Origin of the sequence: Salinibacter sp. 10B, assembly GCF_002954405.1 — a bacterium.
In the GTDB taxonomy this organism is placed as follows: Bacteria; Bacteroidota; Rhodothermia; order Rhodothermales; family Salinibacteraceae; genus Salinibacter.
Map to the genome: position 1 here is coordinate 313,703 of NZ_MQWC01000004.1, position 22,951 is coordinate 336,653.

Annotated in this window: 18 protein-coding genes; 14 read left to right on the plus strand and 4 right to left on the minus strand. The window is 57.9% G+C overall.

Annotation, left to right across the window (positions count from 1 at the left end):
* The first annotated feature begins 5 nt into the window (after nucleotides 1-5).
* The 13 genes from rbfA to BSZ35_RS01645 all read left to right on the plus strand — a co-directional run bounded on the left by rbfA (nucleotide 6) and on the right by BSZ35_RS01645 (nucleotide 17,097).
* Nucleotides 6-401, plus strand: a complete 396-nt coding sequence (gene rbfA / locus BSZ35_RS01585; RefSeq protein ID WP_105010813.1) for a 30S ribosome-binding factor RbfA — start codon at nucleotides 6-8, stop codon at nucleotides 399-401.
* Nucleotides 402-433: 32 nt separating this feature from the next.
* The gene (gene truB, locus BSZ35_RS01590; RefSeq protein ID WP_258096027.1) at nucleotides 434-1,168 is read left to right on the plus strand and encodes a tRNA pseudouridine(55) synthase TruB; all 735 of its coding nucleotides are present in this window, start codon (nucleotides 434-436) and stop codon (nucleotides 1,166-1,168) included.
* A gap of 12 nt (nucleotides 1,169-1,180) precedes the next feature.
* Nucleotides 1,181-2,116, plus strand: coding sequence for a bifunctional riboflavin kinase/FAD synthetase (locus tag BSZ35_RS01595; RefSeq protein ID WP_105010814.1), 936 nt, complete (start codon nucleotides 1,181-1,183; stop codon nucleotides 2,114-2,116).
* Between the two features lie 110 nt (nucleotides 2,117-2,226).
* Nucleotides 2,227-2,493 (plus strand): 30S ribosomal protein S15, encoded by a 267-nt coding sequence (rpsO, locus tag BSZ35_RS01600; protein ID WP_105010815.1) that lies wholly within the window; start codon nucleotides 2,227-2,229, stop codon nucleotides 2,491-2,493.
* A gap of 156 nt (nucleotides 2,494-2,649) precedes the next feature.
* On the plus strand, nucleotides 2,650-4,791 hold the full coding sequence (gene pnp, locus BSZ35_RS01605; RefSeq protein ID WP_105010816.1) for a polyribonucleotide nucleotidyltransferase: 2,142 nt from the start codon (nucleotides 2,650-2,652) through the stop codon (nucleotides 4,789-4,791).
* A 180-nt stretch (nucleotides 4,792-4,971) separates the two neighbouring features.
* On the plus strand, nucleotides 4,972-5,955 hold the full coding sequence (gene galE, locus BSZ35_RS01610) for a UDP-glucose 4-epimerase GalE (RefSeq protein WP_105010817.1): 984 nt from the start codon (nucleotides 4,972-4,974) through the stop codon (nucleotides 5,953-5,955).
* Between the two features lie 122 nt (nucleotides 5,956-6,077).
* On the plus strand, nucleotides 6,078-6,887 hold the full coding sequence (locus tag BSZ35_RS01615; protein WP_105010818.1) for a segregation/condensation protein A: 810 nt from the start codon (nucleotides 6,078-6,080) through the stop codon (nucleotides 6,885-6,887).
* A gap of 34 nt (nucleotides 6,888-6,921) precedes the next feature.
* Nucleotides 6,922-7,668 (plus strand): SMC-Scp complex subunit ScpB, encoded by a 747-nt coding sequence (gene scpB, locus BSZ35_RS01620; protein WP_105010819.1) that lies wholly within the window; start codon nucleotides 6,922-6,924, stop codon nucleotides 7,666-7,668.
* Nucleotides 7,669-7,829: 161 nt separating this feature from the next.
* A complete protein-coding gene (locus BSZ35_RS01625) occupies nucleotides 7,830-8,585 on the plus strand; it encodes a pseudouridine synthase (protein WP_105010820.1) in 756 nt (251 codons plus the stop codon).
* Between the two features lie 65 nt (nucleotides 8,586-8,650).
* Nucleotides 8,651-10,135 carry an IMP dehydrogenase gene (gene guaB / locus BSZ35_RS01630; protein WP_181149401.1) on the plus strand — a complete coding sequence of 495 codons (1,485 nt, stop codon included), beginning with the start codon at nucleotides 8,651-8,653 and terminating at the stop codon, nucleotides 10,133-10,135.
* A gap of 35 nt (nucleotides 10,136-10,170) precedes the next feature.
* A complete protein-coding gene (locus BSZ35_RS01635) occupies nucleotides 10,171-11,241 on the plus strand; it encodes a Xaa-Pro peptidase family protein (RefSeq protein ID WP_105010822.1) in 1,071 nt (356 codons plus the stop codon).
* A gap of 156 nt (nucleotides 11,242-11,397) precedes the next feature.
* The gene (locus tag BSZ35_RS01640) at nucleotides 11,398-15,708 is read left to right on the plus strand and encodes a S8 family serine peptidase (RefSeq protein WP_181149132.1); all 4,311 of its coding nucleotides are present in this window, start codon (nucleotides 11,398-11,400) and stop codon (nucleotides 15,706-15,708) included.
* A 63-nt stretch (nucleotides 15,709-15,771) separates the two neighbouring features.
* Entirely contained in the window at nucleotides 15,772-17,097 is a 1,326-nt protein-coding gene (locus BSZ35_RS01645) for a glycosyltransferase family 87 protein (protein ID WP_105010824.1), read from the plus strand.
* 40 nt (nucleotides 17,098-17,137) lie between these two features.
* Here BSZ35_RS01645 and miaA read toward each other — a convergent pair whose 3' ends face one another.
* The 4 genes from miaA to BSZ35_RS01665 form a co-directional block, all read right to left on the minus strand.
* Nucleotides 17,138-18,082, minus strand: a complete 945-nt coding sequence (miaA, locus tag BSZ35_RS01650) for a tRNA (adenosine(37)-N6)-dimethylallyltransferase MiaA (RefSeq protein WP_105010825.1) — start codon at nucleotides 18,080-18,082, stop codon at nucleotides 17,138-17,140.
* Nucleotides 18,083-18,310: 228 nt separating this feature from the next.
* The gene (locus tag BSZ35_RS01655; protein ID WP_105010826.1) at nucleotides 18,311-19,135 is read right to left on the minus strand and encodes a bacteriorhodopsin; all 825 of its coding nucleotides are present in this window, start codon (nucleotides 19,133-19,135) and stop codon (nucleotides 18,311-18,313) included.
* A 263-nt stretch (nucleotides 19,136-19,398) separates the two neighbouring features.
* A complete protein-coding gene (locus tag BSZ35_RS01660; RefSeq protein WP_105010827.1) occupies nucleotides 19,399-20,163 on the minus strand; it encodes a lycopene cyclase domain-containing protein in 765 nt (254 codons plus the stop codon).
* 10 nt (nucleotides 20,164-20,173) lie between these two features.
* Complete coding sequence (locus BSZ35_RS01665) at nucleotides 20,174-21,697, minus strand: NAD(P)/FAD-dependent oxidoreductase (protein WP_105010828.1); 1,524 nt, start codon at nucleotides 21,695-21,697, stop codon at nucleotides 20,174-20,176.
* Nucleotides 21,698-22,250: 553 nt separating this feature from the next.
* On the opposite strand from BSZ35_RS01665, the gene BSZ35_RS01675 reads away from it, so the two are divergent.
* A complete protein-coding gene (locus tag BSZ35_RS01675; protein ID WP_105010830.1) occupies nucleotides 22,251-22,877 on the plus strand; it encodes a cyclase family protein in 627 nt (208 codons plus the stop codon).
* The last annotated feature ends 74 nt before the right edge of the window (nucleotides 22,878-22,951 follow it).

Sequence of the window (22,951 nt, forward strand, 5' to 3'; positions counted from 1 at the left end):
GTCCCATGAGCATCCATAAAGAACGAGTGGCCGAGCTGGTGCAACGCGAGGTTGCGCGCATTCTTCAGCGCGAATATTCGGACCAGCTCCAGCCCATGGTCACGGTCACCCACGTTCGCATGACGGGAGACCTTTCCATCGCCTACGTCTATGTGAGCGTGATGGGGGATGACTCTGAACAGCGCGAAGCAACGTTCAAGCAGTTGAAAGCCCTCAATGCTGAGATTCGAGAGCAGCTTGCGTCTCGAATCCGGCACAAGGTCCGCGAGATTCCAGAACTGCAGTTTTTCCTGGACGAATCGCTGCAACGGGCCAAGCGAATGGAGACCCTTTTTGATCGCATTCGGGAGGAGCGTGAGCGGCGAACGTCATCGGAGGATCCCGCCGAAGACCTCGAATAGAGTATTCCTCTCCTGCAAGTCCTGCGCCTAAGGTGCCCTCCAGTGCTGCCCAACGCGACATACCGAAGGAAATCGTCTTCGAACAGGACGAACTGCCCGCCTCCGCTGATGAGGGAGCTGCACTACTCATCGACAAGCCGAAGGGGCGTACGTCGTTCGACGTGGTGAAGGCGCTTCGGAAGTGGATGAATGTGCGGAAGGTGGGGCATGCCGGTACGCTCGATCCGATGGCGACGGGGCTCCTTATCATATTGGTGGCTCGGCCCGCAACTCGCCTGCAAGAGGCGTTTATGCATTTTCCAAAGGCCTACGAGGGGACGATGCGGCTTGGGGAAACGACGCCCTCGCACGACGTGGAAACGGACGTGCAGGAACAAGAGGACGTCTCTCACCTCTCTCGTGAGGAGATTGAACAGGCCCGGACTGAGTTTGTCGGGGTCATCGATCAGGTGCCTCCGATGTACTCGGCTGTAAAGGTGGAGGGCGAGCGGTTGTATAAGAAGGCGCGCCGGGGGGAAACTGTGGAGCGTCCTCCCCGCCAAGTTCGGGTGGATGCCTTTGAGGTATTGGGCTGGAATGCGCCAGAGTTGAGATTTCGGGTAGAATGTTCGAAAGGGACGTACATCCGGAGTCTTGCTCGGGACCTTGGGGATGCCCTTGGGGTCGGCGCTCACCTGACGTCTCTGCGCAGGATGGCGATCGGTCCGTACACCGTATCCGACGCTTGGCCACTGGGCTCACTTCAGGCTGCACTCAATCAGACGTAGATTGGATCGCTCATGAGGCGTGAACTTGGCTGGGACGACATCGAACACGATGCAACATCTGTCGTGACGGTGGGGACGTTTGATGGGGTGCACCGAGGACATCAGGTCATCATTGAGTATTTGCGAGAGCGGGCAGAGGTGCGTTCGGGTCCCAGCACTCTTCTCTCGTTCGATCCGCATCCCCGTTCCGTGGTGCATGGGAATCAGATTGGGCTGCTGACGACGGTCGATGAGCGGGCCCGGGTGCTCGAAGAGCTAGGGCTCGACCGGTTTGTCGTAATCCCCTTTTCGGAGGATTTTGCCCAGTTGCCGCCAGCCGATTACGTGGAAGAGGTGCTGGTAAACCGGGTAGGACTCCAGGAAATCACTGTCGGGTACGACCATCGATTTGGCCGAAAGCGGGCTGGAGATGTGGACCTGTTGCGAGAACTCGGAGAGCAGTTTTCGTTCGACGTTGATGTGATCCCCCCACAGACGGTGGATCAGCACGTCGTGTCGTCTCGGGGGATTCGAGAGCTCCTGCAAGAGGAGGGCGACGTCGCGCGTGCCGCGGAGTTGCTTGGGCGTCCTTATCAAATGCAAGGACTCGTGTCACACGGCGAAGGGCGAGGGCGCGAAATAGGCTATCCGACGGCAAATCTTGCCCTTCAAGACCCACGGAAGTTGGTTCCTAAGCGGGGGGTGTACGCAACCACCGTGGTCCTCCCATCGGGACGAACCTGCGGAGGAATGATGAACATTGGCCGTCGCCCAACCTTCGACGAAATGGAGGTGACAGTTGAGGTGCATCTTTTTGATTTCGAGGGGGATCTGTATGGGGAAACCCTGACTGTTCAGTTCCTGCAAAGATTGCGCGACGAGCAAAAATTTGACTCCCCGGATGCCCTCGCGATGCAACTTTCCGAAGACGAACGTCATTGCAGAACTATTGTAGAGGAATCGACCTAATCTGCTTTCTCTCTACTGAAAGCGGGTTGGTAGGGCGCCCGGTCTCACGGGCAGCTCTCACGGTTTCTTCTTTAGCATGGTATAATCTAAAGAGGTACCCACACCGCACAATGATTACAAAGGAAGAAACGCAGGAAATCGTTGACGAATATGGCAATGGCCCCGACGATACGGGCACGCCTGAGGTGCAAATTGCCATTTTCACGAAGCGCATTCAGCGCCTCACTGAGCACCTCAAAGATCATCCGAACGACAATTCCACGCGCCATGGGCTTCTGAACCTGGTTGGGAAGCGTCGTGCTCTCCTCAACTACCTTGAGGAGAATGAGATTGAGCGATACCGCAACATCATTGATGATCTTGAGCTCCGGAAGTAACTGGCAGTAGGACGGCGTCCCGTTCGCGGGATGCCGTTTTTCTGTGTTGGGAAGGCCGCAGGGTCCCACGCACCTCGCCCTGAATCGAACGGGCGGGGGGAAGGGCACTGATGCTGTTCGCCACTTGCTGATTTTGATTGACGACGATAGCCATTTATGAAGCCGCAAGCCACCATCGAAGATATTCAATTTGCACCCGAACGTAGTCTCTCTCTGGAGACCGGACGGATTGCCAAGCAGGCCGACGGGTCCGTCGTCGTGCGTCTAGGCGATACTATGGTCCTGTCTACGGCGACGATCAGCGATTCGGTGCGGGAGTCCAACTTCTTCCCGTTGACCGTAGATTACCGGGAAAAGTTTGCTGCTGGCGGGAAGGTGCCCGGTGGATTCATTAAACGAGAAGGACGTCCCACCGATAAGGAAACCCTTACTTCTCGCCTTATTGACCGTGCGATCCGGCCCCTTTTCCCGGACGGGTTCTACCATGACGTGCACGTGGTCAACTTTGTGATCTCGGCCGGCCAAGACTACGACGCCGACGTGCTGGCAGGTGTGGGGTCGTCTGCCGCACTGATGACCTCGGGCGCTCCGTTTCAGGGACCGATTGCGGAGGTGCGTGTGGCCCGCGTCGATGGGGAGTTTGTCATCAACCCCACGATGCAGCAGACGGCAGAGAGCGACATGGACCTGATCGTGGCGGGGAAAGAAGATGCCCTTGTGATGGTGGAGGGGGAAGCCGATGAGGTCAGCGAAGAGGACATGATCGATGCTCTCGACGAGGCGCACAAGTCGATTCGGACGCTGTGTCGAGGCCAGCATCAGCTCGTAGAAGCGTACGGGGAGCCGGAGCCGTTCGAATGGGAGGCCGATCTTGTGCCCGATGCGCTCGTCGACAAGATGAAGCAGCAGTACGGCCGCAAGGTGGCCGATGCGATTCGTGGCGAGTACAGCAAGGAGAAATTCTATCAGGGCATTGACGCCATCAAAGAGGAGGCGACGGCGGACCTTCTTGGAGACGCGAAAGAGACGCCGGAAGGGTACACCCGCGACGACATCCACTCGGCCGTCGAGAACGTACAGAAGGACGAAATGCGGTCGATGATTGTCCAGGAAGGACAGCGCATTGACGGCCGTGGCGAGGAGGATGTTCGAGACCTCTGGATGGAGGTTGGATACCTGCCGCGTGTACACGGATCTGCCATCTTTACCCGGGGCGAGACGCAGGTTCTCGGGTCTGTGACCCTTGGGACCTCCGAAGACGTGCAGGCAGTCGATGAGGTCTTTGCGGAGACCGACAAGACCTTCTATCTTCACTACCGTTTTCCGCCGTTCTCTGTGGGAGAAGCGAGCTACCTGCGGGGGCCCAAGCGCCGCGAGATTGGACACAGCATGCTCGCCGAGCGTGCCCTGCGACCGGTAATTCCGGAACAGGAGCAGTTCCCCTACACGATCCGAATCAACGCCGACGTCATGGAGTCAAACGGCTCCTCGTCTATGGCGAGCGTCTGCGCCGGAAGCCTGGCGCTCATGGATGCGGGGGTCCCGATCGAGAAGCCCGTGGCTGGCATTGCCATGGGACTCGTTCAGCACGAGGACGAGACGAAAGTGCTGACCGATATTCTCGGTCAGGAGGATCACCTGGGCGACATGGACTTCAAGATCACGGGAACCCGGGACGGGGTGACGGCCTGCCAGATGGATATGAAGATCGAGGGCCTGTCCCGAGATGTCCTTCTGAAGGCGCTGAAGCAGGCCCGAAAGGCCCGCGAGTTCATTCTGGATGAGATGGAAGAGACGATTTCGGAGCCGCGGGAGGATCTTTCTAAGTACGCTCCCCGGCTGACCAAGCTGCAAATCGATCCGGATCGGATCGGTGCCGTCATTGGTCCCGGCGGCAAGGTTGTGAAGAGCATCCAGAAGGAGACGAATACGGAGATCTCCGTGGATGAAGATGAAGGCGTGGGGATCGTCACAATTGCGGCGACCAATCAAAACGATGCGGAGGCTGCGATCGAACGTGTGAAGCAAATTGTGGCGGTGCCGGAGGAAGGTGAGGACTATATCGGCACAGTGAAAGGCATCCGCGACTTTGGAGCCTTCATTGAGATTATGCCGGAGCGAACGGGGCTGCTCCATGTCTCTGAAATCTCCCACGAGTATGTGGAGGACATTGAGGAATACCTTCAGGTGGGAGACAAGGTGAAGGTACACCTCCTTGAAGTGAAGGACGACGGGAAGATGCGTCTTACACGGAAGCCGTTCCTGTCGGAGGAGGATGAGGAAACGGCCGACCAATAAAGCCCCCCCCCCCTCACTTTTGAAGTGCTTTACGTAAGGGCGAGGGCCGTTTGGCCCTCGCCTTTCGCGTAGGTGCCTATCAAGCCGTTGGGAGGGAGATGGAGTAGCTGTGGGGGCTCAGGATGGGTGCTCTCTCCGACGGTACATATCGAGCCATATCACTGTTTGATCACTTTCAGCATGAAAGTACTTGTTACGGGCGGCGCAGGGTATATCGGGAGCGTTGGCGTTCACGAGCTTGTGCACGAAGGCTATGAGGTCGTTGTCTTCGATAACTTGTCTCAAGGGCACCGGGCGGCTGTTCATCCGGAGGCGACGTTTGTAGAGGGAGACCTGCGTGACCGAGAGGTTGTGGATCGAACCCTCGGGGAGCATGAGCCTGATGCGATTATGCATTTTGCTTCGAAGTCGCTGGTGGGAGAGTCGATGGAGAAGCCGTTCTTGTATCTTGATGAGAATGTGCGGTGTGGCGTCAATTTGATGCGATGTGCTGTGAAGCACGACGTGGAACGATTCATTCTTTCGTCCACCGCCAATTTGTTTGGAACGCCGGACTCGATTCCGATTGATGAGGAGGAGTCCATCGAGCCGGGGAGTCCATACGGCGAATCAAAGAATGTTCTTGAGCGGACGCTGCAGTGGCTGGACGAACTGGATGCTCTTCGTTTTGCAACCCTTCGTTACTTCAACGCGGCGGGGGCGGCTTCAGCGGATCTGGGAGAGGACCACGATCCGGAGACGCATCTCCTTCCGATTGTCCTGGAGGTAGCGGCCGGCAAACGTGATAAGATTGAGATCTACGGGGACGACTACGATACGCGCGACGGCACCTGCATTCGGGACTTCGTCCACGTGCGTGACCTTGCACAAGCTCACATCCTTGCGCTGGAAGCTCTTGAGAACGGGAGCCGCGTCTATAATCTTGGAAATGGCAACGGGTACAGCGTTCGTGAGGTGATTGACACTGCCCGGGCCGTGACCGGTGCTGAAATCCCGTCGGAAGTGGGTCCGCGTCGTCCCGGCGACCCTCCTGAACTCATTGCGAGTAGTGATAAGATTCGCCGAGAACTGGGATGGGAGCCTCAATACGGAGACTTGGAAGAGATTATCGAGAGTGCGTGGGCGTGGCACCGGAAGCACCCGCATGGATACGATGACTTTTAGAAGCTGCTTTCCCTGCAGGCACTGGGCATTTGGTAGGACGCAACGACTGCGGTCCCGGTTCACAGCAAGAGACTGAGGGGTCGTCCTTTTTCGTTAGCTTGACACCATCTTTTTGAAGGCCGATGTACCGCGTTGAGCTACAGCAGTTTGAGGGGCCAATGGACCTCCTGCTGTTCTTTATTAAGCGGGATGAGGTGGACGTGTACGACATACCTATTGCCCGCATCGCGGACGAGTATCTCGCGTATGTGCGTGTACTCGAAGAGATTGATCTGGACGGGGTCGGGGACTTCATCTACATGGCGGCGCTTCTGATTAATATCAAGGCGCGGATGCTCCTGCCAACAACGGAGACCGACGAGGAAGGGGAGGCCGTAGACCCGCGTCGTGAGCTTGTGGAGCGACTGCTGGAGTATGTCCGCTTCAAAGAGGCGGCCGACCAGCTTTCGACTCGGCGTGAACATCGGCGTGAGCATTTTACACGGGGAGATGCCTCAGCACATCGGGAGCAGGTCGAAGAGGAGCACGACGTTGAAGTGGATGCGTCGGTCTACGACCTCATGGAAGCCCTCGGCGAGATGCTCAATCAGGCCGAAGAGGAGGACAGTGAACCCGTTCATGAGGTTGAACCGCTCGAACACTCCGTGGAGGAACAGCAGCGCTATGTCCTAGACCGCGTGATGGAAGAGCCGCGAATTACCTTCGCCACCCTGGTCCGGCGCCGAAGCAAGGGATTCATCATTGCTACATTCCTCGCAGTTTTGGAGCTGACGCGACAGCATTATCTCCGGCTCGACCTATCGGCAGGTCCAGCGGACTTTGCGATAGAGGAACGGGAGGAGCAGCCGCTCCAGCCCGAAGACCCAGCTCTAGAGAACATGCCCGCGCCGTCGGGAGACGGAGCACCGTCTGACGCTGCCTCCGACGAATGATTTGACTTCTGTATTTCTGTTATTGCAAAGAGAGATGTCAAACCAATCCTCAACTCCTTCCACCGCAGAGTCCTCCGGCGATGCTCACCCGCCCACCGACGATCACACGCTCGCGGAGGCGGCTGAGGCCATCATTTTTGCTGCCGACGAACCCGTGACCGCTGAACGGATCGCCGAGATCGTGTCAGAGGTAACCGGCCAGCCCGAAGTGTCTGACGAGGAGGTTCAAACAGCGATCGAAACGATTAATGAGGAATACGAGGCTTCTGGTCGGGCCCTCGAGATTCACGAGTGGGGGGAGGGCTACCGGATGGCTACACGCTCGACGCTTTCTCCATTCGTGAAGACGCTCTTTGTTGGCGAGCAAGAGAAAAGTCTCTCGCGCTCGTTAATGGAAACCCTCGCTGTCATCGCCTACCGGCAGCCTGTAACACGGCCGGAGGTAGACTTCATTCGGGGAGTCAACTCAGACTATGCGATCGGAAAACTGTTGGAGATGGAGCTTGTCGACGTAGAGGGACGGGCCGACTCGTTGGGGCGCCCTCTTCTGTACGGTACGACTTCGCAGTTCCTTGAGCAATTTGGGTTGAAGAGTTTGGACGATCTCCCAACACTCCGGGAGGTCGAAGAGTTGTTGGATGATCCCGCATTTGACGAGGAACGGGCCAAGCTGTTACGCCTCGACAAGGAAGAAGAGGTCTCGGTGGACGATATTCTGGAGGAGGTGGAAGAGGAAGAGAAGAAGGAAGAAGCGGAGTCCTCCTCTCCGGAAGAAGAGTGACACGGAAGTCGTCCTCCCTTGTGCTAACTTGTGTTTCGGACAGGGGAGGGAGACTGTATGAGCTCAGAGATCGGTTCGGTGAGACAGGGAGGCCCAAGGACCTTTTTTGAGGGCCGGAATGTTTGACGACGCACGACGTTATTCATAGGTGATCCTATTCCATGACGGGTTCCAGCGAGCATGCCGAACGACAGGGCATGCGAATCAACAAGTACATTGCACACACAGGCTACTGCTCTCGCCGCGACGCCGACCAATTGGTAGAGGAGAGGCGCGTCAAGGTGGACGGAGAGCTTGTAACCGAGCATGGACGGAGGGTGCGAGAGGGACAACGGGTCACAGTAGATGGGGAGGTTCTTGAGCTACGAGCACTCGAACACATCCTCCTCAATAAGCCAAAGGATACGATTAGCACCACGGACGACCAAAAAGATCGTCAAACGGTCTTGGACGTGGTGGGAGTGCCCGAAGAGAATCCGTCGGGACTTTTTCCGGTGGGACGATTGGACCGCAATACGACGGGCGTGCTTTTGATTACGAATGATGGCGATTTGGCTCATCGCCTCATGCACCCCAGTTACGAGGTTTCGAAGATCTACTACGTGCGGACCCAAAAACCGGTGCTTCCGCATCAAATTGACACCCTTCGGCGAGGCGTAGAACTGGACGACGGGCCGGCGTCCGCGGATCAGGTCGCGTATCTGGACCCGAACACGAAGACTGATGTTGCACTTGAGCTGCATGAAGGCCGTAACCGGCAGATCCGCCGCATGATGGAGTCTCTTGGGCACGACATCGTGCAGCTTGAGCGTGCGAAGTATGGAAGTATTACCACCGGAACTCTGCAGCGCGGCGAATGGCGACGCCTGACCTATGAGGAAGTGGATGACCTTCGCGAGCGAGTTGACCTTAAGTAATCGAAATAGATACCACTGATATGGATACGCGCCAGACAACGAGCAACGGGACCCTCCAGTCGGCCATGGATCGAAAAATCAAGGCCGAGGGGCTGACGTACGATGACGTACTTTTGGTGCCGGCCCGGTCGTCGGTGATGCCGCGCCAGGTAGATACGTCCTCGTGGCTCACCCCTCGCATTAAGTTGAATGTTCCCATCCTCTCAGCGGCGATGGATACCGTCACGGAGGCCGACATGGCCATCGCCCTGGCGCGAGAAGGAGGGGTTGGCGTACTGCACAAGAACATGTCCATTGAGGAGCAGGCTGCCGAGGTGCGCCGTGTAAAGCGGTCGGAGAATGGCATGATTCTAGACCCGATTACGATTTCTCCGCACGACACCGTGGCGGACGCTCGGGACAAGATGAGTCACTATTCGATCGGCGGCATTCCGGTCGTAGATGAGTCCGATAAGCTGGTTGGGATTGTCACCAATCGAGATGTTCGGTTTGAACTCAACGGGGACACTCCCATCCGGGAGATGATGACAGAAGAAGACCTTGTTACTGTCCCAGTGGGGACGACGCTTGATGAGGCGGAGCGCATACTCCAGCAGCACAAAATTGAGAAGCTTCCGGTCGTCGACGACGAGGGGTACCTGAAGGGACTCATTACCTTTAAGGATATACGTAAGCGTCGCAAGCATCCGAACGCATGCAAGGACGATCATGGGCGGCTTCGCGTCGGGGCGGCAGTCGGTGTGACGCCGCAGGTGGAAGATCGTGTTTCTGCGCTCGTCGAGGTGGGGGTCGATTTTGTCGTCGTCGATACCGCGCACGGGCATGCGGAAGGGGTTCTAGAGACGGTGGATGAGGTCTCGTCGCGATTCGGAGACGAAGTTGAGGTCATTGCCGGTAATGTTGGCACGGCCGAAGGCACCCGAGATCTCATTGAGGCTGGGGTTGATTGTGTCAAGGTGGGCATCGGGCCGGGCTCGATTTGCACGACGCGCGTGGTGGCTGGCGTTGGGGTGCCACAGCTTACGGCAATCATGGAGTGTGCAGAGGTGGCGCACGAGGAGGGGATTCCATTGATTGCGGACGGGGGCATCAAGCAAACGGGCGACATCTCGAAGGCCCTTGCAGCTGGTGCTAGCGCAGTAATGATTGGCGGCTTGTTTGCAAGTGTCGAGGAGAGTCCGGGCGAAACGATTATTTACGAGGGGCGAAAGTACAAATCATATCGAGGAATGGGCTCTGTCGGGGCAATGGGAGCCGGTAGCAAAGACCGCTACTTCCAGGATGCGGAAGATGAATTGGAAAAGCTCGTGCCGGAGGGCGTCGAAGGACGCGTGCCTTACAGCGGAACCCTCAGTGAAGTGATTCACCAAATGTCGGGCGGGTTGCGTGCTGCCATGGGGTACTGCGGCTGTGAGTCTGTTCAGGAACTCTACGAAGACGGTCAGTTCGTTCGTACCACAGCGTCCGGGATCCGCGAGAGCCACCCCCACGATGTCGAGATTACGCAGGAATCGCCCAATTACTATTCGGGGCGTAACTCAAAGGAATAGCACTTCACGCTTCGCCACACCCCTCGTTTGCACTCATGCCGAATCGATTCGACCGTATTCGCCGGCGCCTTGAGGAGCAAGGCGCCGACGCGCTACTTCTTTCATTTCTCCCCAATATTCGATGGGCGTGTGGATTCACGGGCTCAAACGGCCTCCTTCTCGTAGGGCCGGAGCAGGCGACATTTGTCACCGATGGACGGTACACGGAGCAAGCGCGTCAGGAGGTGAGTGGCGCCGACGTTATAATCGCGAGAAATGGGCTCATGACCCGTCTGATGGAAGGGGGGCATTTGGAAGGATACAGCCAGGTGATTTTTGAGGCCGATGACGTTACGGTCTCCAAACGACAACAGCTGGAAGAAGAGTGCAGCACGATTGAGTGGCAACCAATCTCTGGACTTCTCACACGCGATGTTGCGGTGAAGGAAGATCCAGAGATTCGCCAGATTCGTCGTGCGCAGGCGGTGACGGAGGCCGTGTTCGACTATATTCTTACTCAGGTGGAGCCCGGCCGCAGTGAGCGCGAAATTGCGGCGGAAATCATTTACGACCATCTCCGCCGTGGGGCAGAGAAGATGGCGTTTGACCCCATCGTAGCATCGGGGCCTAACGCCGCACGGCCCCATGCACGACCCACTGATCGCACGTTGCAGGAGGGAGATCTTGTTGTCTTGGACATGGGGTGCATCCTTGACGGATATGCCTCCGATATGACCCGAACCGTGGCCATTGGGGATCCCGGCTCCGCAGCACGGGAGGGATATGAGCTCGTGCGCCGTGCACAGAAACAGGCGTTGGAGCATGCCCGCGCTGGGCTGAAAGCGAAGGAAATAGATGCTATGGCGCGGGATGTAATTGCCGAGGAGGGCATGGAGGAGTACTTTTCGCACGGCTTAGGCCACGGCATCGGTCTGCAGGTACATGAATGGCCCCGTGTGTCGCATGCATCGGAGGATGAGCTTCCATCCGGGGTTTGTGTCACGATTGAACCGGGCATCTACGTGCCGGAGGAGCAGTACGGGGTTCGAATTGAAGACATTGTCGTTTTGCAGTCGGGAGGGATTGAGAATCTGACGACAACCTCAAAGGAGTTAAGAGTCCTATAGCCTTAGAGAGGGAAGGTCGGAGCCTTTGTATCCTCCGAGTTCGTAGATCTCGAGCCAAAAGTGATTTTTTTGTTGCCCGGTAGGCTCTACTACAAGACTCATTTGAGTGCTATTCTACTTTCCAGGGTTTTTGATTTCCGTTATTGCATAAGAGCTTTGAAAACAAAAAAAGCACTATCACTGGTCCTCCTACTGGCCCTCCTCTTTCCGCAGGGAGGATTTGGACAAAGCCAGCCCGCTCCCGAGCTGATCGTCCGTCTCACATCTCCCTCGACTGACCTCGTTCAGACGCTGGATGCGGGTCCTCCCTCTAAATCACGTGACGACTCTCTCTTTGCGGGCGTTGCGGCCGTTCAGTCTCTTTTTCCTTCCTCGACTGCCAAAGCCAGAAGGGGATCGGCAGAATCGCCATCGATATACACTCTCCGCGCTCGGGACTCGACTGTCTTTCGGCTCCTCCTGCGCCGCTGGCGATCTCGGCCGGACGTTGCGTACGCCCACCCGAACTACACCTTTCGCGTCCATTCGGCTCAGCGCGACATCCCATCCAATCCGATCTTGGCGCCGAACAATCCCCGCGCTGATAGTCTCGACCACCTCGGGGTTGTTCAGGCTTTCGAAGGATGGGATTTCACCACCGGAGCATCGGATGTCACTATAGGGATCGTAGACACCGGATTTTACCTCGAGCACCCGGACCTCCGCGACGAGTTTTGGATCAACGAACCGGAAGACATTAACAACAATGGACGGTTCGACCCGGGGGACCTAAATGGGATTGATGATGACGGAAACGGGTTCGTCGATGACGTCATCGGATATGACTTTGTAGATCGCCCATCTCCCCTTCAGGAAGGGGAGTACGAAACGCGCGATCCGGATCCCTCGGCGGATCCAAAGGCGCAGGGAAGCGGCCACGGATCGTCAGTTGCCGCCGTTGCGGGGGCTTCTCCCCAAGATCCGGAGATCGGAATTGCCGGAGTTGCTCCAGGAGCGAAACTCGTAGGACTTCGAGCATTTGGTGGCGACGGCGTGGGCCGTTCCGACGACATTGCCGCGGCTATTGTGTACGCGGCCACTATGGGTGTGGATGTCCTGAATCTTTCCTTCGGCCGCAGTCGTCCAGCGCCCGTGATCCACGATGCCGTCCAATTTGCGCACGACCAGGGGACGATCATTGTTGGGTCCGCGGGAAATGAATTGACGGATGATCCCCACTACCCCTCCGACTATCCCGAAGTTCTCTCGGTGGTGTGGCTAGCGGAAGACGGGGAGGGATTGCCCCAGTTCAATCGCAGTCAGTACGGAATTGGGGTCGACATCGGAGCACCGGGGTCGGGGGTTTATACCGCTGACTTTCCGGCTCAGGCCGTTTCGCAAGGCATGGACCCGGAGACAACGGACCTTTATCGGTCGATCAATGGATCTTCGTTCTCGGCGCCGCAGGTCGCCGGGGCTGCGGCGCTTCTTCGATCTGCGGATTCGTCGCTTTCCCCTGCGTCGGTTCGGAGTATTTTGACGGCGACGGCCGACGACCTCGAGGCAGAGAGTTGGGATCATCAAACGGGGGCTGGCCTGCTCAACGTAGACCAGGGCCTGTCACGGGCATATCCGGCCCGCACCGAAATCGTGCATCCATCTCATAATCAGGGCATTTCTGGGACGGATGCCCTTCCGATCGTCGGGACTGCACTGAATCCCGCCTTCGAAGAGTACGCAGTGTACGTAGCGAAGGGGACCTCGAACTTGGATGAGCGGACCGATCCCTGGATGGAGCTCACCGGGCCGACGAGCACGCAGGTTTTACGGGACACGATTGCCACGTGGCCCCTTGCCAACGTGGAGGAAGGGGAATACACTCTTCGGCTCGTAACGAGGCTTCAGGATGGAGGAACCATTGAGGATCGTCGACGGATCATTGTCGATCGAACTCCACCGAGTCTCCGAGTTGAGTTATTGGGAGATGGGCGAATCAATGGGGAGCATGGGATTGTGGGAGATTTGGTAACGGACGATCGTACCCGACTCACTACCACGATCCGGCTTTTCGGAGTGGAGGCCGTCGTTCAGAGTGAGCAGGTGGCCCGACGCCACGGTTTGGCGTGGGCCAATGAATCGGGACGAACAGGAACCGCGGAGGTGCAAATCCGCGCACGGAATACGAGTGGCCTCACAACGACTCTCGACACAACGCTCCAGCTTCCCGGCGACCAGGAAAATACGGCTCTACTCCACCGCAACTCTACATCGGTGCCGCGGGGACGCCTTTTATCGAAGGCCACGGATTTTGATGGGGATGGCCTCCACGAGATCGTGCTTAATCAGTCGACGGAGGGGGGACTCTCTGATAGCCTTCGCTCCTTTGAGTGGAGAGGGGATGGATTCGTATCGGCTGATACGCTCATCGCCACTCTTTTTCCGAAAGACGTGGGGGATACAGACGGCGATGGCCTACAAGAGATTCTGTTACAGGTTCGGGCCGGGACGCTGCTTCTCGAACAGCGATCCGAAACTGCCTTCCCTGATGACCTCATCTTTGCCGATACGACCAGTACGGACGAGAAGCCGCTGCTCAATGGCACGCGGCTTACGGATTTCGATGGAGATGGCAACGGGGAGATCCTCGCTACGACCGGCCGCCAGTGGACGGTCCTTGAGCATACCAACAGCGGGTTCGTCCCAAGATTTCGTCTCGACAACCCGACCGCTCAGACGGGCAGAGACTCGGCACTGGGCAATGCCTTTGACACCCCTGCCGCACAAACGGGGGATTTTGATGGAGATGGCCGGCGAGATCTGCTCGTCGGCGATCGAGACGGGGATGTGATTGTCTACGAGGCGACGGGCACTGAAGATATGACCGTGGCCTGGACTCACGAGACGGATCGCGTAGATGCGGGCAATCGGTTCGCGGCTGGTGATATAATGTCGGGGGGCGGACGCGAGTTCGTGACTATGACCACGTATCCGCCGTTTCCCAACGAGAACGGAGAATCCGCTCCCCAGCTCTCAGTATATTCCATCTGGACGAGTACCGGAGATAACTCGTATGAGCGCGTGTACACGCTCCCCGTAGCTGGGCCGTATACGGACTACGGTTCGATGACTACGGCCGACCTGGATGGAGACGATTTGCAAGAGGTTGCGATTGCACATGCTCCTTCTCTGCTTGTTTTGGACTGGAAGCAGGGACAATGGCAGGTGCTTCATGAACACACTCGTGCGCCTCCGCTCCAGAGTCGGGGACTTGTGGCCGCCGACTTTTCGGGGTCTGGAAGGCCCTCGCTCGTGGCCGAAACCGCGGGGGATTCCCTCGCCCGGTTTTCGGTGGATCCTGCTTCTCTTCCGGTTTCTCCTCCACGGTGGACTCGGGCCCGTCCTACCGGCGCTAATGAGGTTGTTCTCGAATGGCGAGCCCCGGGCGCCGACTCTGTCTCGATTTTTGCCGGCCCGCCCAACGGCCCCCTCAATCACATTCGCGGCACGGTGGACTCTACGGTCCGTATTGGAGGCACAGCAGAACGGCGCTTTGCCCTGCGTGCCTGGGAGAACGGAACCTCCTCGCCGCTTTCGTCTCACCGGCGTCTTCGTCCTCACGCCGCAGCGACTGTAACTGAGGTGGGCTATCCGAGCCCTCACGCCGTCAAGCTTCGGTTTACCGAGCGTCTCGCCTCCTCTACCCGATCGGAGCAGTTCCAGTTTGGGCCAGCGTCAGTTCATCCGACCACCCTCATACAGAGCAATGACCAGACGGGGGTGGTGCTGCGCTTTCCGGCGCGAGTAGCGGGGCAGTCCGGACGTTTGCAGTGGGCTCACGTAGTGGATACGGATGGCCTACCCGTCGGCCAGACGGACCAGAAGATTGTGTTTCCGGCCTCGGAGCAGCGCTCGCTCTACGTTGAGTCGACCGAAATTCTGGATCAGCGTCGAGTACGACTCTCCTTCAACGAACCCCTCTCTGCAGGAGCGGCCACCGACCGTGATCGTTACAAGATTCGCCCTCGGGGCCGGGTTGCTTCGGTCGAGTTCTCGACGGAGGCCCCCACGACCGTGACCCTTCGCGTAGAGGGCCTCGTGATCGGAGCAAAGGGGAGGGAGTCCTCCCTAACGGTTACGGAGATGATAAGCTTAAACGGGCACCGGCTCACAAAGGAGGGAGGAACGGTGCGTCTCACCACGCCTGCCGATGACCTTTCAAACGTTTATGTGTACCCGAATCCGTACCGTGCACAGCAACATGACGGGAGTGTGACCATCGCGGGCCTTCCGACGGAGGCATCGATACGCATCTTTTCGCCCGACGGGCGACTTGTCCGTCGACTTTCGGTGGAGGCCAATCGAGACGGAGGGGTGCGCTGGGATCTACGGAATCGTCGCGGAGAGCGCGTTCCGGCCGGGATCTATTTGTTCCGGGTAAACGCGCCAGATCATTCTCCCGTGCTTGAAAAGGCAGCCGTCATTCGCTAGCACTCCGGTCCCTTGTTGTTGGGGACGACGCTTGTGGGTGGTCAACAGTCGATTGCGGACGAAATGCAAACTCTTCTCAGCTTCGGTCCCCGCGCAGGCTATGGGACAGCCGGTGGCACCGGTCTTTTGTTGTTCAGCCTTCCGCTGATGGCTGCTCAGGCATGGGCGTGGCCGGGATTGGTGGCCGCGTCGTTTGCGGCTATGCTTGGGCTGGTCGTTCTCTGGCAGCGAGATCCGCTGTCGAAACGCCAAATTCTCTGGGGGGCGCTTCTGCTCCGAATTGCGTTCCTTCCCCTGTTGCCCGGACTGACGGACGATTTATACCGGTACATTTGGGATGGATGGCTGCAGATGGAGGGCGTAAACCCCTACCGGTATGTCCCCGAGCATGAGGCGCTCTCGAACTATCAGTCGAGTCAAATCTACCCGCGGCTGAATTCTAAGCCGTACTACAGCGTTTATCCGCCCCTCAGTCAGATTTTCTTTGCCGTTGGGGGATGGTTTTACCCGTACGGCTGGACGGTAAGCTACTACGTTCTGAAGGGCCTCTTTGCGGCCGCTGAGTTTGGCGGGGTCGTTTTATTGAGTCGCCTGACCTCGGCCCGCAATCTCCTACTCTACGCCTGGAATCCTCTGGTGCTCATCGAGACTGCGGGCCAGGGACACACAGAGGCGCTTTTGCTTCCGCTAATCGTGGGCGGGGTATGGGCCGTCCGAAAAGGAAGGGGGCGACTCGCTTCCCTGGCGGTGACTGGTGCCGGACTCGTAAAAATCTATCCGTTCGTACTTGCACCTTTTCTGGTGCGCCGGTATGGATGGACGGCCGTTTGGCCCGGCGCAGTGCTTGCCGTGGGTCTTAGTCTTCCGTACGCTGCCCCGTATACGCTTCCGCACCTCAAGGCGTCGGTCGACCTCTTTGCGGAGCTGCTGGAATTCAATGCGGGACTGTACTACCTCGTGAAGTATGTCTTCTGGCTCCTCACAGGGGCAGACTGGAGCAAGCAAATTGGCCCTGCGTTCCGCTACCTCTTTTTGGCGTCCCTTCCGCTGCTCTATGTCCTGGACTGGAGGTGGAACTGGTCGTTCCGGTGGGCTTGCCTACTGACGATTGGTCTCTTCTTGGTTCTTAGCACGACGGTTCACCCATGGTATTTTCTTCCGGTGCTCGCCCTGAGCGTTCTTCATGAGCGTCCGGCCTGGCCCTGGTTTTGGGTGGGAACGTGTGCGATTGGCACTTACCTCTTCTACATCGATGGACCGTACTGGCTCTGGGTCAACCTAGGGTGGGGTGGGGCAGCTGTCTTTGGACTCTGGTGGTACCGCATCCCCTTACGAACGCTCATGGAAGACGGCGTCCATGCCGTTCGAAATCGGATTCCGTCGCCGTGAGTCTCGCGGGGGCGTGCACAAATGACCTGGCCATTTGGTATTAGTCCGACGCAAAGTAGTCAAGCACATCGTCTGGCGTGGTGGTAGACGCGTCCATCCACGTGTACTCGTCGTATCGACGAAACCAGGTCAGTTGACGTTTGGCATAGCGCCGGGTATTGCGCTTTACCAGACGGACCATTTCATCATAGTCGTCGATCTCGCCCTGCAAGTACTGGATGGGCTCTCGGTACCCAATGGTACTCAGAGGCGGCTCATCGAGTTGAACGCCGTCAATTTCCATCACGGTGCGCACTTCGTTCATAAGGCCGTCCTCCAGCATCCGGTCTACACGGCGATTAATGCGATCGTAGAGCGCTTTGCGTTCCCGATTCAGTACAATTGTGTCGTACGTGAAGGGAGGCTCCGGCTGATTCTCATAGTAGTGGGTCAGGGGCTTCCCCGTGCCGTGGTACACCTCCAGGGCACGAATCACCCGCTGGGTCTTCGTTGGATCTGCTTTTTCTGCCTGCGTCGGGTCCACTCGTTGCAACTCCTCGTACAAGGCTTCTTTCCCCTCCGTCTCCATGCGATCCTCCAATCGTTCCCGCACGTCATCGTCCACGTCGGGAATATCCGCAAGGCCGTACTGTAAAGCGTGAAGGTACAGTGTCGCTCCCCCAACAATGAGAGGACGGCGTCCTCGGTCGAGAATCTCTCGAATCCGAGCATTGGCCTCCTCCGCGTATGTTCCGGCCGAGAACGGCTCGTGCAGGGATCGCTCACCAATAAAGTGGTGGGGCACTCGGTCGAGAGCGTCGGCGTCGGGCTTCGCCGTACCGATAGTAAGTTCGCGATAGACCTGTCGGCTATCAGCGGAGATGATTTCTGCGTTGAGGGCCTCCGCCACGTCGAGGCTTATTTCGGTTTTGCCGACGGCCGTAGGCCCGGCAATCGTGAGGAAGGGACCGGAGGCTTCTTGTGAGGAGGGCGTAGGAGCAGTCATTCAGCGGAATGGAGCGTCGTCTTGAGTATTGCATCGGCCCTCACACACGGATAGAAACCGTCACCGTTCAGCAGCGACGGCCGTGAAGGCCGCACCATGATGACGTGCGCCTACGGGCACCTCCATATCGTGATGTCGGGATCACCTGCGTACATATAAAAAAGCCCACCGTCGGCGAACCGACGGTGGGCAAACGGGAGCAACTGTCCCGAGGGAGCGGTTTTCCTGTTAAGCACCAGCAGTCACCGGCTCCGCATATTCATCCACGTCAAAGCCTTCTTCGATGGACTTCGCGCGGGCGATGTTGTAAATCAGAACTCCGTATCCGGCCTTCGCCAGGACATCAGCAATGGTGTATCCGACCTGGATGGCAACGATGGTGCCCGGCGTTTCCGTCGGGTATCCACTGAAGGCCATCGGGACCATGTACACGATGGGGTAAAAGCCCCAGGTGAAGAGCAGGAGCAGGCGGGCATTGCCAAGGAGAGTGGCCACCTCGCTCGACTGCTTTTGGATCGTGTCCCCTAGCTCAGTGAACAACACGTAGAGCAAATAGAGGAACGGAAGCGTGCTGAGAAATCCCCAAAAACCGCGGGTGCCGAAGAAGCTGGCGTCGCCGCTGATCTCGCCCGGATAGCCGAGCGCGATCATTAGCGCAGCCGCAAAGCCGAGCTTGAAGGCGGTCCAGCCACTTTCTCCCTTTGGTAGGTCCATTACGAGTACCAACTCTACCACTAGAAGGGGGACGGTAAGCAGCCAGTCCACGTAGCGGTAGGCATCGTTAAAGGGATCCCCAGAGGGCTCATAAGCCCCCATCGATTGGTTGAGCGCGTACGCGCCTTCCCAACTGTTGAAAATGCGGAAGTAGTGATACCCAGCAATGAAGACAACAAGCGCCGACACCATCATCGAAATTCGATACTTCGGCGCGAGATTCTTCTGGGCCATCACGAAGAAGACGAACGCCGCTGCCATCGTCGCAACGGTAAACGAAAACATATTGTACACCAGCGAAAACTGCGCTGGAGACAGAGTAGGAAGTTCCTGTAGCATGGTTAAGCCTCCGGTTTGTGTGGGTGATTATCGCGGGGAATTACGACAGGCCCTCTGTGAGAGATGCTTCCTCTACGAGAGAACCTGAGATCATTCCACCAAGGGGTCTTGCAGATTGGCCTAATGTGTCCTTGGGTGAGAGTGAAAAACCTGACCTGCAAGCCCTTATCTCATTCCCCAATATAATTCGTGGCGGAGACGGCACCAATCAGAAGCCCCCGGATTTGGCCTCAGAATTGTAAGCAAGGGGTTATAAGTCGCTCTCATCCATCCAAAGGAGCAGCGGACTCGATTTTCTGGAGATGGTGGAGGGTATCGTGCTCCCCAAAGAGAAGCAAAAGGATTCCTTTCACGACCAGGCAGTTCGTCACGAGAAAAAAGGTGGCCTCCTCTAGGGGAAGTCCAACTGGGGCAATGCCCAGGGTAAAGGCATCCGCGATTGTCCAGATGCCCGACGCAATGGCCGTTGCATCCGCGATCCACAGGTAGAGCGTTGGGCCGCCAATGGCGTACAGGAGCACACGTCGGTGCGCCCACAAGGTCTCTCCGTCGTAGAGCCACATGCCAGTCAGGAGTGGACAGGCCCAAGCAAGGATGAGACCGAGGTACAGCCCGCGCGCCGCTCCTGATATTAGTAGACCGACGCCTAGCAGAGAAAGTCCTCCAAAGAGAACGACGCCTGCCCACATTCCGCGTGAGGATCGGGTCGTCGGATTCCCACTCGCGCGCGCCAAATACTGAAAGGTGAACAGCCCTGTTAGGATGGGTTGAAGAAGGAAGAAGAGGTATTCTTCAACCGGCACATACCCGATGGTTGCGAGCACCCGATCGGGACCGTACCACCAGACTTCTCGTGCCACGAGGTAGTTGTCCCACGGCGTTGTATACGTGAAGGCAATGGCCGCCACGAGAGGGATTGCCCACTGCGCCCGCCATCCTCCCAGGGAGGATAGCGACTGGGGGAGCGTTGCCCAGAGCAGAATGATTGGTGGGGCTAAAAAAAGGAGGTGGAATGTGGCGTACGACATTCGGAAGATACTAAGCCAAGTCGGAAAGGATGACGCGTGCGGCATTCCGGCCGGAGGCTCCCATGATTCCCCCACCCGGATGTGTGCTTGCGCCTGTAAGGTACATCTGGTCGATCGGCCCTTTGTAGGAGGACAACCCGAGGGCCGGACGAGCGGCAAACATCTGGTCCAGGCTCATCTCGAGGTGCATGACGTTTCCCCGAAAGAGCCCCAGGTTGTTCTCAAGCCACACCGGGTGCTGGAATAGCTGTCCCACGATGTGGTCGCGAATGCCCGGTGCATACGTTTCAAACTGTGAAATGAGGTTGTCCGCAACCGTATCGGCAATTTCCGACCACGACTGCTCTCCGGCAAGCTCGTACGGAAAGTATTGCCCCCAGAGCCACAGCACCTCTCCGCCGGCCGGGGCAAGAGAGTCATCCGCCGCGCTGAACGTCATGGCCACAATGGGGGGATCGCTCGCCGGACGGTTGCTCAGGTAGTCGCCGTAGGCCGTGTGCAGTTGGTCGAGGTCGCGGCAGAGCAGCTGCAATCCCATCCGGGCTTCATCGCCGGAATGGGCAGCATACTCGACCGGTTGGTCGAGAGCGAGGCGGAGCATGATGCCGAACCCATTGCCGATACGGAGGCCGTCCGCACTATTCGGCCGGTGCTCGGCAGGGAGGAGATGGTCAAACGTTTCCTTTGCATGGGTGGCGGCGCACACCGCGCGGCTCGTGTACAACTCGCTGTTCACCCGAACCCCCCGTGCAACTCCATTCTCGACGAGGATTTCCTGAACAGGGGCCTCTGTGAAGACCTCTCCGCCGTGGGCCTCCAGATGTGTGCGAAGAGCCTGGGTCAGCATTCCGGACCCACCCTTGGGGCGGGCAACGCCCCCTTCATGATAGAGCGCATGCCACAGGGCAAAGGGCCCGGTCAACGGTTCCGTTGGAGGGGGGCCCGATTGGGCTGCCATCCAGGCAATGAGGGTTTGCAGTTTTTCTTCGCTGAAGTAGGAGCGCACTACATGCTCGTAGGGACGCAAAATGTGGCGAAGCTCTTCGTGCCAGGGAAGAGGCGTAGATTCTCCCATGACCATTCGTTTGCCAATTTGCCAGGGAGTGGGGCTGGCCAGGAAGAGGTCGCGCATCGTACGGGCAAAGCCCTGCCAGTCCGTTACGAACCGCTGATACGCTTCTCCTTCGCCTGGAAACTTCGATTCGAGATGATGAATGGTGCGGTCGAGGTCGCGGTGAATAAAGACGGTATCTCCGTCGGGAAACGGCGCCACGAACATCGGATCCAGATCGATGTAGGTGAGCCCGTACTGTTCCAGTTCTAGCTCCTGGACGACGGGGGTCTGGCGAATGAGGATATGTGCACTGCCGCCGAGATCGATCTGGTAGCCGGGGATCAACTCCTTCGTGGAGACCGCGCCTCCCACGATGTCGCGGCGCTCGAACACAGCCACTCGGTATCCTGCTTGCGCCAAATACGCTGCGGTAATCAATCCATTGTGTCCCGCACCGATTGTGATTACGTCGTAGTCCATAAGAGGCGGGGATTGGGAGAAAGAGGACAGGTCGAAACGTCGAAGACGGCGCAGACGGTCCTCTGTTAAAAAGGGGGAACGTCATTTTCACGGTCCTCAACAGAGATATTCCGAAACCGTTGAGGACGTCAGGCGTGAAAAATTAAGCGATGGTGAAGTACCGTCGTTTCCCTTGGTCGTCACCGTACTTCGCCGTTGCAGCGTTGCTCAATCTTGTTGTACGCCCGCTTCGTTGTAGAGGGGCAGGGGAGATTGGGGTGAGCACCGCCATTCCTTACATGAGACACGACGGCAGGCACTCCATTATGAATTGGATCTACCAAGTACTGAGTTTCTTCGTGGCCTTCGGGCCTGTCATCCTCGGGACGTTGCTCTGGCATTTCATCTGGAGTGACGACTCCGACTCCTCAGGGGGCCCTCCCGGGGGCCCTCGATGGCAGCCGGCGCCTCCGTCGCCGTCGATATCGGGCGATCGTCTTCCTCGACATGATCGTCCTGTCCGTACGCCGGACGTTCCCACCCGCGATCACGCGTAACGAGGTTGTCTCGCTCCATGCGGTTGATTGATATTTCCCGTGGGCTCTCGCCAGCGACGGCCGTTTGGCCCGGCGACCAGACCTTCGAGTGGACTTGGACGACTCGGTTGAAGGAGGGAGGGTCGGTAAATCTCGGGTCCATCACGCTTAGTACGCATACCGGCTCTCACGTCGATGCGCCCCTTCATACTCGGTCGGACGGGGCGAACACAAGTGCCCTTGAACTGGAGTCGTTCGTTGGAGCGGCCGAGGTAGTGGACGTGCGGGAAGCCGACACGATCCGGCCCAGCCACGTCCCGAACAATCCTCCCGCTCGGGTGCTGTTTAAAACGTCGGCCAGTACCCTTTCCAAAACCGAGTGGCCCACCCGCATTGCGCCGATCGCGCCGGCCACCGTCGAGGTGCTCACAGAGCGAAATGTCGACCTCATCGGAACCGATGCACCTTCCGTCGATCCACTCGACAGTACGACCCTTCCGGCCCATCACGCCCTGATCGAGGCCGGAATTCTCAACATCGAAGGCCTTGTCCTTGCCGATGTGTCGCCGGGACGGTATAGTCTTTTGGCCCTTCCCCTCAAGCTGGAAAAAGCAGATGCCGCTCCCGTCCGGGCTGTTCTTGGAGAGGTGTCCCTTTTGGGGTAGCTTGCCGGGAACGCGGCATTATTTTCATTTTGGTTTTCCTGATCACTGTTCACCATCACTAGGACTACGCCCTT